The 10,447-nt window shown below is 70.5% G+C and carries 9 protein-coding genes; 6 read left to right on the top strand and 3 right to left on the bottom strand.

Going from position 1 to position 10,447, the window contains the following annotated elements:
* Positions 1–140 precede the first annotated feature (140 nt).
* Positions 141–1,340, bottom strand: a complete 1,200-nt coding sequence (locus tag ACFWDI_RS35995) for a bifunctional adenosylcobinamide kinase/adenosylcobinamide-phosphate guanylyltransferase (RefSeq protein WP_385310673.1) — start codon at positions 1,338–1,340, stop codon at positions 141–143.
* A 91-nt stretch (positions 1,341–1,431) separates the two neighbouring features.
* Here ACFWDI_RS35995 and ACFWDI_RS36000 point away from each other — a divergent pair, with 91 nt between their 5' ends.
* Positions 1,432–1,641, top strand: a complete 210-nt coding sequence (locus ACFWDI_RS36000; protein ID WP_326649434.1) for a hypothetical protein — start codon at positions 1,432–1,434, stop codon at positions 1,639–1,641.
* A gap of 579 nt (positions 1,642–2,220) precedes the next feature.
* On the opposite strand, the gene ACFWDI_RS36005 is transcribed toward ACFWDI_RS36000, so the two are convergent.
* Together ACFWDI_RS36005 and ACFWDI_RS36010 are read right to left on the bottom strand one after the other, a co-directional pair.
* Positions 2,221–2,973: a methyltransferase domain-containing protein gene (locus tag ACFWDI_RS36005; RefSeq protein ID WP_327323105.1), complete on the bottom strand. Its 753-nt coding sequence runs from the start codon at positions 2,971–2,973 to the stop codon at positions 2,221–2,223.
* Positions 2,974–3,014: 41 nt separating this feature from the next.
* A complete protein-coding gene (locus tag ACFWDI_RS36010; RefSeq protein WP_385310677.1) occupies positions 3,015–3,614 on the bottom strand; it encodes a DUF3043 domain-containing protein in 600 nt (199 codons plus the stop codon).
* A 305-nt stretch (positions 3,615–3,919) separates the two neighbouring features.
* Between ACFWDI_RS36010 and ACFWDI_RS36015 the strand changes: the two genes are divergently transcribed.
* From ACFWDI_RS36015 to ACFWDI_RS36035, 5 genes are all read left to right on the top strand, one after another.
* Positions 3,920–4,702: a PspA/IM30 family protein gene (locus ACFWDI_RS36015; protein ID WP_385310679.1), complete on the top strand. Its 783-nt coding sequence runs from the start codon at positions 3,920–3,922 to the stop codon at positions 4,700–4,702.
* Between the two features lie 9 nt (positions 4,703–4,711).
* Positions 4,712–4,990: a hypothetical protein gene (locus ACFWDI_RS36020; protein WP_385310681.1), complete on the top strand. Its 279-nt coding sequence runs from the start codon at positions 4,712–4,714 to the stop codon at positions 4,988–4,990.
* Between the two features lie 122 nt (positions 4,991–5,112).
* On the top strand, positions 5,113–6,333 hold the full coding sequence (locus tag ACFWDI_RS36025; RefSeq protein ID WP_385310684.1) for a sensor histidine kinase: 1,221 nt from the start codon (positions 5,113–5,115) through the stop codon (positions 6,331–6,333).
* A complete protein-coding gene (locus ACFWDI_RS36030) occupies positions 6,330–7,016 on the top strand; it encodes a response regulator (RefSeq protein ID WP_385310686.1) in 687 nt (228 codons plus the stop codon). Before ACFWDI_RS36025 ends, ACFWDI_RS36030 begins: the two co-directional genes overlap by 4 nt.
* A gap of 156 nt (positions 7,017–7,172) precedes the next feature.
* Positions 7,173–10,304, top strand: a complete 3,132-nt coding sequence (locus ACFWDI_RS36035; RefSeq protein WP_385310688.1) for an efflux RND transporter permease subunit — start codon at positions 7,173–7,175, stop codon at positions 10,302–10,304.
* Positions 10,305–10,447: the final 143 nt, after the last annotated feature.

Genomic DNA, 10,447 nt, shown 5'->3' on the forward strand with positions numbered 1-10,447 from the left:
ACCCGGGAGGCGCCTGGGGACGTGGTGGTGGGTTCCTCGTGGGCATCCGGGAGGCGCCGCGGCACCTGGTGGTGGGTTTCCTCGTGGGCATCCGGGGGGCGCCCCGACGACCGGGGTGAGGGCTTGCCGAGTTGGGGTGGTCAGCCGCGGAGGACCAGGGCCTGGCCGGCGACGACCAGCAGGACGTGTTCGCACTCGGCGGCGAAGGCGGCGTTGAGACGGCCCAGTTCGTCGCGGAAGCGGCGGCCCGACGCGGTGGCCGGGACGACGCCGCTGCCGACCTCGTTCGTCACGGCGACGACCGTGCGCGGGGTCTGCCGTACCGCGGCGACCAGTTCGGCCACGCGCGCGTGCAGCGCGTGCTCACCGTCCGCCGCCCACTTCGCGTCGTCCCACGCGTCCACCCGGTCCATCGCGTCGGTGAGCCAGAGCGAGAGACAGTCGATCAGCATCGGCGGCCCGTCCTCGGCCAGCAGCGGTACGAGATCGCAGGTCTCGGCGGTGTCCCAGGCCCCGGGGCGGCGCTCGCGGTGCAGGGAGACCCGGGACGCCCATTCCGGGTCGCCGTCCCTGCTCCCGCTTGTCGCGACGTACAGCACCTCGGCGAAGGTCTCGAGCCGGCGCTCGGCCTCCAGGGACTTGCCGGAGCGGGCGCCGCCGGTGACGAGGGTGCGGCGGGGCACATCCGGTACGGCGTGGTACTCGCCGATGGTCAGCGTCGTCCCGTCGGGCACGGCACGCGCGCCCGCGGCCGCGAGCCGCCGGGCCAGTTCGGGGCCGCCGGGTACGTCGTGGTCGAGGTGGACGGCGATGACGTCAGTGGTCGACCCGATCGCCCCGGCGGCGCGCAGCCGGGCGATCGCGTCGGGCCGCCCCACCACGTCGGCGACGACCATGTCGTACGCGGCCAGCCCTTCGGCGAGACCGGCAGGCGCTCCGCCGGGCGGCAGATAGAGAAGCCGCTCGCCCTCCGGAGAGGTCACCTCGTACCCCGTACCGGGGTTGTCCATCGACACGGCACGCACCCGGTGCCCGCTGATCAGCGTCAACTCCTGTCCGTCCGGGACCCGCCCCGCCGTCGGCAGCCCGGCGGGCAGATCCACGGGGGGCCCGTCGTGCGGATGCGTCAGCAGCACCTGCCGTACGCCGACGAGCGAGTGCCCGGCCCGCGCGGCGGCCATGGCGGCGCCCGGGGTGAGGTCGAGCAGCAGCGCGCTGTCGACGAGCAGCGCGGTGGCCGCGCGGGCGAGCGGGCCGCGAGCGGTGGCGCAGACGGCGCACGGGCAGTCGGGCCGGGGGAGTCCGGCGGGGGCGCCGGTGCCGAGCAGAGTGAGTTCCACGCTCACGATCCTCCCGCGTCACCGCGGGGCGTGCGCGCCCGGCTACGCTGCGGGCAGCAACGAGATCACTGGTGGGCCCTGGGAGGCGGACATGGCATGGACGTGGCGTTTCGAGAAGTCCGACGGGACGGAGGTCCAGCCGGCGGTGCAGCCGGAGGAGTTCACGACGCAGGGGGACGCGGAGTCGTGGATCGGTGAGTTCTGGAAGGACCTGCTGGAGGGCGGGGCGGACCAGGTGATCCTTTCGGAGGACTCGACGAAGATCTACGGTCCGATGAGCCTGCACGCGAACGAGGCGTAGCCCGCGGGTCTCCTGCGGGGGGCGGGTCGGGTCCTGGGCCCGGGGTGCGGGTCCTCGAGGGGCGGGTCCCTTGACGGGGGCGCCGTGGTCCCGGGGCGCAGGTCCCCTGCGGGGTGCGGGTTTTGGGTGCTTGGGCGTGCCCGGTCTTGGGCCGGTGGCCGTCCGGGGTCCGCTCCGGGGCTCGTGTCCTGGACCGCGCTGCATCCGATATGCGGCCCGCCGCGTGGTCACCGCGCTTCGCGCGAGTTGCGATGCTTTACGTCCCGAACGACCCCCGCGCGTCCGCCTGCCAGGCCCGGGCACCGGGCCTCTCGGGCGCCCGGTGCCGGGGGCGTGAAGGGCCGCGACGCGGAGCCGGTGCTCTGGGGGCAGCCCGCAACGCTCTCGCCCGCTGCCTGGGGCTGGGCCCCAGCGCTTGTGGTTTGCGGTGCTGCCGCCCGGGTGGGCCGCCTGCGCCTGTGGCGCGGAGCTGTCGGCTCGGGGAGTGGGCTCCGCGAGTGTTGTTTGCGGCGCGGAGCTGCCGCTCGGGTGGTGTGGGGGCGTCGGCCCCCACGTGCCCCAGGGGCCTGGGGCCACGGCTCAGCCGCGTACGCCGCACAGATGCAGCAGCGCGGCCACACCGCGGTACGGCTCCGTACGTCCCGCGCGGTCCTCCGCCGCCAGCAACCGCTCCAGCTCCTCGGCGGCCGGCAGCTCGGCCTCATTGGGGACGTTGTCGGTGAAGACCCGCACCCCGTACCAGGCGTGCAGCGGCGCCGCGATCCCCGCCAGCGTCGCCGTCAGCGCCTCGAGCCGGTCCGCGCGCACCGGAAGCCCGAGCCGGTTGGTGTACGCATCGGTGTCGAACGCGGTCAGCGCGGCCGACCAGTCCCCGGCCAGCCCCGACCGCATGGCCAGCGCGTCCGCGTTCCGTACGAGCAGCGAGAGAAGACCGCCCGGCGCCAGCATCCTGGCCATGCCGGCCAGCATTGCGTCCGGCTCCGTGACGTACATCAGCACCCCGTGGCAGAGCACCACGTCGAAGCTGCCGGGCAGGAAATGCACCCCGGTGTCCCGGCCGTCGCCCTCGATCAGCCGGACCCGCTCACGGATTCCGGCCGGCTCGGTGGCCAGCGAGTTGTGTGCCGCCTTCAGCATCGCGGGATCGGACTCCAGACCGGTCACCGTGTGCCCGGCCCGGGCGAGACGCAGCGCCTGGGTGCCCTGCCCCATCCCCACATCGAGGATGCGCAGCCGCTGCCCGACCGGGTAGCGGGCGGCGATCTGTTCGTCGAGCTGACGGGCGACAAGCTCCTGGCGGACGGTGTTGCGCAGTCCGCCGAGCCCGGCCAACCAGTCGGCCGAAGCGCCTCCGAAGCCGGAGACCTCCGTGCTCAGGGCCGCTCTCCGCGCTTGACCTGCGGCTTCGGCAGACGCAGTCGGCGCATCTGGAGCGTACGCATCAGGCCATAGGCGATCGCGCCGCGCTTGGACGCGTTCGGGAAGCGCTCGTTCAGCTGCTTCCTCAGGCGGATCGCCAGACCGATCGAGTCGATGACGATCAGCACGATGACGCCGAGCCAGAGCAGCAGCGCGATGTTCTGCAGCGAGCCGATCCTGACCATGCTCAGCACCAGGATCACCACCGCGAGCGGCAGGAAGAACTCGGCGATGCAGAAGCGGGAGTCGACGAAGTCGCGCACAAAGCGGCGGACCGGTCCCTTGTCACGGGCCGGCAGATAGCGCTCGTCGCCACTGGCGAGGGCCTCGCGCTGCTTGGCCATGTCCACGCGGCGGGCCTCACGCTGGCGCTTCGCGGCCTCCTTGCGGTCGGTCGGCGCCGTGCTGGAGGCACGGCGACGCTGGGTCTGGGCCTCACTCCGCTTGGGCGTGGGGCGGCCCTTCGGGGCCTCGGGGTCGCGGGGCTGCTTGGAGAGGTCTGCCTGCACCTTGCCGGTGGGGGACTTCTCTTCCTTGGAACGGCTACCAAACACAAAGCCCAAGGGTACGGGGTGAAAATGCGGGGACCGAACGCCGGTGGGGAACGATCCCGCAACACCGTGCGTCTGTAGGGGACAGAAGCCGGCCACAAGCCGGACAGAGCGGACGTCGCCCGTGGTTTCCCTGACGGCCACCTACTCCTTGCGCCGGATCGAAGCCGTACGCAGTCGTCCTTGGGGAGGAGCGTATCCGCGCTGGAACAGTGCGGTAATGGATGCAGGGCCCGTAATGTGGGTTCTGTTGGAGTGCTGAAGCTGAGTCCGTCAGAAGGGGGCGCGCGAAGCCCATGAGCGGTGTCATGAAGCGTATGGGGATGATCTTCCGCGCGAAGGCAAACAAGGCCCTCGACAGGGCCGAGGATCCGCGCGAGACCCTCGATTACTCGTACCAGAAGCAGCTCGAACTGCTGCAGAAGGTGCGCCGCGGAGTCGCCGATGTGGCGACCTCCCGCAAGCGGCTCGAGCTGCAGCTGAACCAGTTGCAGGGACAGTCGTCCAAGCTGGAGGACCAGGGCCGCAAGGCGCTGGCGCTCGGCCGCGAGGACCTGGCACGCGAGGCGCTGTCCCGCCGCGCGTCCCTGCAGCAGCAGGTCAGCGACCTGGAGACACAGCACACCACGCTGCAGGGCGAGGAGGAGAAGCTCACTCTCGCCGCCCAGCGGCTGCAGGCCAAGGTCGACGCCTTCCGTACGAAGAAGGAGACCATCAAGGCCACCTACACCGCGGCCCAGGCGCAGACCAGGATCGGCGAGGCCTTCTCCGGCATCTCCGAGGAGATGGGCGACGTCGGCCTGGCGATCCAGCGGGCCGAGGACAAGACCGCGCAGTTGCAGGCACGGGCCGGCGCGATCGACGAGCTGCTCGCCTCCGGCGCCCTGGACGACCAGTCCGGGATGGCGAAGGACGACATCGCCGCCGAGCTGGACCGGATTTCCGGTGGTACAGATGTAGAGCTGGAACTGCAGCGGATGAAGGCCGAGCTCGCGGGCGGCTCAAGTTCGCAGCAGGCGATCGAAGGCGGTTCGGGCAAGCAGGACGCCGCGCCGCAGCAGAACACCCCGAACAAGTTCGACAAGCAGTAGGGACTCGTCATGATCGTACGGATCATGGGGGAGGGCCAGGTGAAGCTGGCGGACAGCCACTTCGCCGAACTCAACAAGCTCGACGACGAGCTGATGGCCGAAATGGTGCGTGGTGACGACGAGGGCTTCCGCAGGACTCTCAACGCGCTCCTGGACCGGGTCCGCGAGCTCGGCGAACCCCTGCCGGACGACGCGCTGGAGCCGTCCGAGCTGATCCTGCCGGCTTCGGACGCCACTCTTGAGGACGTACGGGAGATGCTCAGCGACGACGGTCTCATCCCCGGCTGACCGCTCGCACTCCAACAGCCGAACGCCCCGCCCCGGATCGATCCGGGGCGGGGCATTCTGCTCTCTTCCGCTGTGCCCGCGGGTGTTCGCGGCTGTCGCGGCACGCCGTACCGTTGCTGGATGTGACCTCACTCGCCACCGGGTTCGCCCGTACCCGGCGCTGGCTTCGCGCGCATCCGCTGGCGTTCGACGGAGCGCTCGCCCTGGCCGTACTGATCTGCATGGTCGTCGGCTCCTTCGCCGATCCGAACGGGCCGCACGGTCCGGCCTTCGGCAGCCGTACGCCCGAGCCGCGCAGCCTGGTGCTGATGGTCCTGGTCGCGGGGGCTCTCGTCTTCCGCCGGCGCAACCCGATGCCCGTGCTCGTGTTCACCACCGCGGTCTCGGTCGTCGAGCTCGTCGTGGGCGATCCGGCCGCACCGGTCGCGATGAGTGCCGTGATCGCCCTCTACACCGTCGCCTCCCGCACCGACCGCCCCACCACCTGGCGCGTCGGCCTGTTGACCATGGCCGTGCTGACCGGCGCCGCGATGTTCTTCGGCTCGACCCCCTGGTACACGCAGGAGAACCTCGGCATCTTCGCCTGGACCGGGATGGCGGGCGCCGCGGGAGACGCCGTACGCAGCCGTCGGGCCTTCGTTGACGCGATACGTGAGCGGGCCGAGCGCGCCGAACGCACCCGCGAAGAGGAGGCCCGCCGCCGGGTCGCGGAGGAGCGCCTGCGGATCGCCCGCGATCTCCACGATGTGGTCGCGCACCACATCGCCCTGGTCAACGTCCAGGCCGGCGTCGCCGCGCATGTCATGGACAGACGGCCGGACCAGGCCAAGGAGGCCCTCGCCCATGTGCGCGAGGCCAGCCGCTCCGCACTCAACGAACTGCGCGCCACGGTCGGTCTGCTCCGCCAGTCCGGCGATCCGGAGGCCCCCACCGAACCGGCTCCCGGCCTCGATGTCCTCGATGAGCTGGTCATCACCTTCCGGCAGGCCGGTCTGCCGGTCGAAGTGGCCCGTGCCGACGACGGGATCCGGCTGCCCGCGGCCGTCGACCTCGCGGTGTACCGGATCATCCAGGAGGCGCTGACCAATGTGCGCAAGCACGCGGGCACGGATGCGAAGGCCGAGGTGAGCGTGGTGCGGGTCGGCCACACCGTGGAGGTCACCGTGCTGGACAACGGCGCCGGGGCCGAAGGGCCGGCGGACGGCGGCGGCCACGGTCTGCTCGGTATGCGCGAGCGGGTCACCGCACTCGGCGGCACCCTCACCGCGGCCCCCCGCTACGGCGGCGGCTTCCGGGTGCAGGCCATACTGCCGGTCAAGACCGGCACGGGGGAGGACAGATGACGATCAGGGTGCTGCTCGCCGACGACCAGGCGCTGCTGCGCAGCGCGTTCCGGGTCCTGGTGGACTCCGAACCCGACATGAATGTTGTCGCGGAGGCGGCGGACGGCGCCGAGGCGGTGGCACTCGCCCGTTCCGCCAAGGCCGATGTCGTCCTGATGGACATCCGGATGCCCGGGACGGACGGGCTCGCCGCCACCCGAATGATCAGCGCCGACCCCGAACTCGCGAACGTACGCGTCGTCATGCTCACCACCTTCGAGGTGGACGAGTACGTCGTGCAGTCGCTGCGGGCAGGCGCATCGGGCTTCCTCGGCAAGGGAGCGGAACCGGACGAACTGCTCAATGCCATCCGTATCGCCGCTGCGGGGGAGGCGCTGCTCTCGCCGGTCGCCACCAAGGGCCTGATCGCCAAGTTCCTCGCGCAGGGCGGCACTTCGGACGACGGGCAGGAGTCCCGGGCGCACTCCGAGCGGCTCTCGGCGCTCACCGTGCGCGAGCGCGAAGTCCTCGTCCTGGTCGCCGGCGGCCACTCCAACGACGAGATCGCCGAACGGCTCGAGGTCAGCCCGCTGACCGTCAAGACGCATGTGAACCGTGCGATGGCGAAACTCGGCGCCCGCGACCGTGCCCAATTGGTGGTAATCGCATACGAATCGGGCCTGGTACGTCCAAGGGTGGAGTGAGCCGGAGTCTCGCGTACTCCAGCTGCGGTATGCGCGCGACAAGGAACTGGACCTGGGGTCGAGGGTTGGGCCTCCTCGATGGCTGATCGTATAAACGGGCAGCCCGGCTGTGCCCTCTTGTCCTTCCTGCCGCGTAAGCCACAGAAGAGAGACCCCATGTCCTGGCTGTCCAGATTCAGCCTGTCGCAACGAGCCCTGATCGGCCTGATGTCGATCGTCGCGATCGCCTTCGGAGCGATCGCCATTCCGCAGCTCAAGCAGCAGCTGCTGCCCTCCATCGAACTGCCGATGGTGTCGGTGCTGGCCCCGTACCAGGGCGCGTCCCCCGATGTGGTCGAGAAGCAGGTCGTCGAACCGCTCGAGAGCACCATCAAGGCCGTCGACGGAATCAAGGGCATCACCTCCACGGCGAGCGAGGGCAACGCCGTGATCATGGCCAGCTTCGACTACGGGGACGGCACCAAGCAACTCGTCGCCGATGTGCAGCAGGCCGTGAACCGGGCCCGTACCCAGCTGCCCGACGACGTCGACCCGCAGGTCGTCGCCGGTTCGACGGACGACATCCCGACCGTCGTCCTCGCCATCACCTCCGACAAGGACCAGCAGGCGCTCAACGACCAGCTGGAGCGCACCGTCGTCCCGGCGATCGAGGACATCGACGGCGTCGGCCAGGTCACCGTCGACGGCGTCCAGGACCTCCAGGTCTCCGTCACCCCCGACGACAAGAAGCTCGCCTCGGCCGGGCTGAACAGCATGGCGCTCGCCGAGGCGCTCAAGGCGGGCGGCGCGACGCTGCCGGCCGGCTCCTTCTCCGAGGACGGCAAGAGCCGTACGGTCCAGGTCGGCGGCGGTTTCACCACGCTGAAGCAGATCGAGGACCTGCGCGTGTCCCCCGAGAAGGGCAAGCCGGTACGCCTCGGTGACATCGCCACGGTGAAGCAGGAGGAGTCCCAGCGGGTCTCCATCACCCGTACGGACGGCAAGCCGAGCCTCGCCGTCCTCGCCACCATGGACAAGGACGGCAGTGCCGTCGCCATCTCCGACGCGGTCAAGGACAAGCTGCCCGAGCTCCGCAAGGACCTCGGCTCCGGGGCTCAGCTGACCGTCGTCTCCGACCAGGGCCCTGCCGTCTCCAAGTCGATCTCCGGTCTGACCACCGAGGGCGCGCTCGGACTGCTCTTCGCGGTCATCGTGATCCTGGTCTTCCTGGCCTCGCTCCGCTCCACGCTGGTCACGGCGGTCTCCATCCCGCTCTCGGTCGTCCTCGCGCTGATCGTGCTGTGGACGCGTGACCTGTCGCTCAACATGCTCACCCTGGGCGCGCTGACCATCGCGATCGGCCGGGTCGTCGACGACTCGATCGTGGTTCTGGAGAACATCAAGCGGCACCTCGGCTACGGCGAGGAGCGGCAGGCGGCGATCATCACCGCGGTGAAGGAAGTGGCGGGCGCCGTCACCTCCTCGACGCTGACGACCGTCGCCGTGTTCCTGCCCATCGGCCTGGTGGGCGGCATGGTCGGCGAGCTCTTCGGCTCGTTCTCGCTGACCATCACCGCGGCCCTGCTGGCCTCACTGCTGGTCTCGCTGACCGTCGTCCCCGTCCTGTCGTACTGGTTCCTGCGCGCCCCGAAGGCCGTACGGGGCATCGACCCGGACGAGGCCCGGCGCAAGGCGGAGGAGAAGGAGGCGCGCAGCCCGCTGCAGCGGATGTACGTCCCGGTGCTGCGTTTCGCGACCCGCCGCCGCCTCACCAGCGTCGTCCTCGCGCTCGTCGTGCTCTTCGGCACCTTCGGCATGGCCGGGCTGCTGAAGACGAACTTCTTCGACCAGGGCGAGCAGGAGGTCATGTCCGTCAAGCAGGAGCTGGCCCCCGGCACCAGCCTGGAGGCGGCGGACGCCTCCGCGAAGAAGGTCGAGAAGGTCCTCGACGGAATCGACGAGATCAAGGACTACCAGGTCACGGTCGGCTCCTCCGGCTTCATGGCGGCCTTCGGCGGCGGTACGGGTGCCAACCAGGCTTCCTACCAGCTGACCCTGAAGGACGCGTCGTCGTACGAGAAGACCCGCGACCGTATCGACGAGGAGCTCGGCAAGCTCGACGGCATCGGCGACACGACGATCGCGGCGGGCGACGGCTTCGGCAACCAGAACCTGAGCGTCGTGGTGAAGGCGTCCGACGCGGACACGCTGAAGAAGGCGTCCGAGGCGGTACGGGCCGAGGTGGCGAAGCTTGACGACGTCACCGACGTACAGAGCGACCTGGCGCAGAGCATCCCGCGGATCTCGGTCAAGGCGAACGAGAAGGCGGCGGAAGCGGGCTTCAACGAGACCACGCTGGGTCTGGCCGTCGGCCAGGCGGTGCGCGGCACTCCGTCGGCCAAGGCGATCCTGGACGACACCGAGCGCGATGTCGTGATCACCTCGGCGAAGCCGGCGAAGACGCTGTCGGACCTTCGTAACCTCGCCCTGGGTCCGGTCAAGCTCGGTGACATCGCCGATGTGAAGCTGGTCCCGGGACCGGTCTCGATGACGCGGATCGACGGCTCGCGGGCCGCGACGATCACGGCGAAGCCGACCGGTGACAACACGGGCGCGGTGAGCGCGTCGCTCCAGAGCAAGCTCAAGTCGCTGGACCTCCCGGACGGTGCCACGGCCACCATCGGTGGTGTCTCCTCCGACCAGGACGATGCCTTCGCCTCGCTGGGCCTGGCGATGCTGGCGGCGATCGCGATCGTCTTCATGCTGCTGGTCGCGACGTTCCGCTCGCTGGTCCAGCCGCTGATCCTGCTCGTCTCGATCCCCTTCGCGGCGACGGGCGCGATCGGCCTGCTGATCGTCACGGGTACACCGATGGGTGTCCCGGCGATGATCGGCATGCTGATGCTCATCGGCATCGTGGTCACCAACGCGATCGTGCTGATCGACCTGATCAACCAGTACCGGGCCCAGGGCCTGGGCGTGGTGGAAGCGGTCGTCGAGGGCGGCCGCCACCGGCTGCGCCCGATCCTGATGACGGCCCTGGCGACGATCTTCGCGCTGCTCCCGATGGCCCTGGGCGTCACGGGAGAGGGCGGCTTCATCGCCAAGCCGCTGGCGGTGGTGGTGATCGGTGGTCTGATCACCTCGACGCTGCTGACGCTGCTGCTGGTCCCGACGCTGTACGCGATGGTGGAACTCCGCAAGGAGCGCCGCGCCAAGAAGAAGGCAGCGAAGCGCGCGTCCAAGTTCCCCGCCCCGCAGAGCGAGGCGGACTCGGAGCACGCGGCCCAGGAGCCGGCCCAGGTCTGAGCCGTTCCGGACGCGACACAGGGGTGGGGCCCCCCCCCCCGCCCCGGGGGCCCCCCGGGGGTGGTGGGGGGCCCCCCCCACCGCCGCCCCCCCCGGCACCACCGCCCCCCCCTCACCGCCACAACCCACAACCAAGAGAGAAG

The organism is Streptomyces sp. NPDC060064 (assembly GCF_042736455.1).
In the GTDB taxonomy this organism is placed as follows: Bacteria; Actinomycetota; Actinomycetes; order Streptomycetales; family Streptomycetaceae; genus Streptomyces.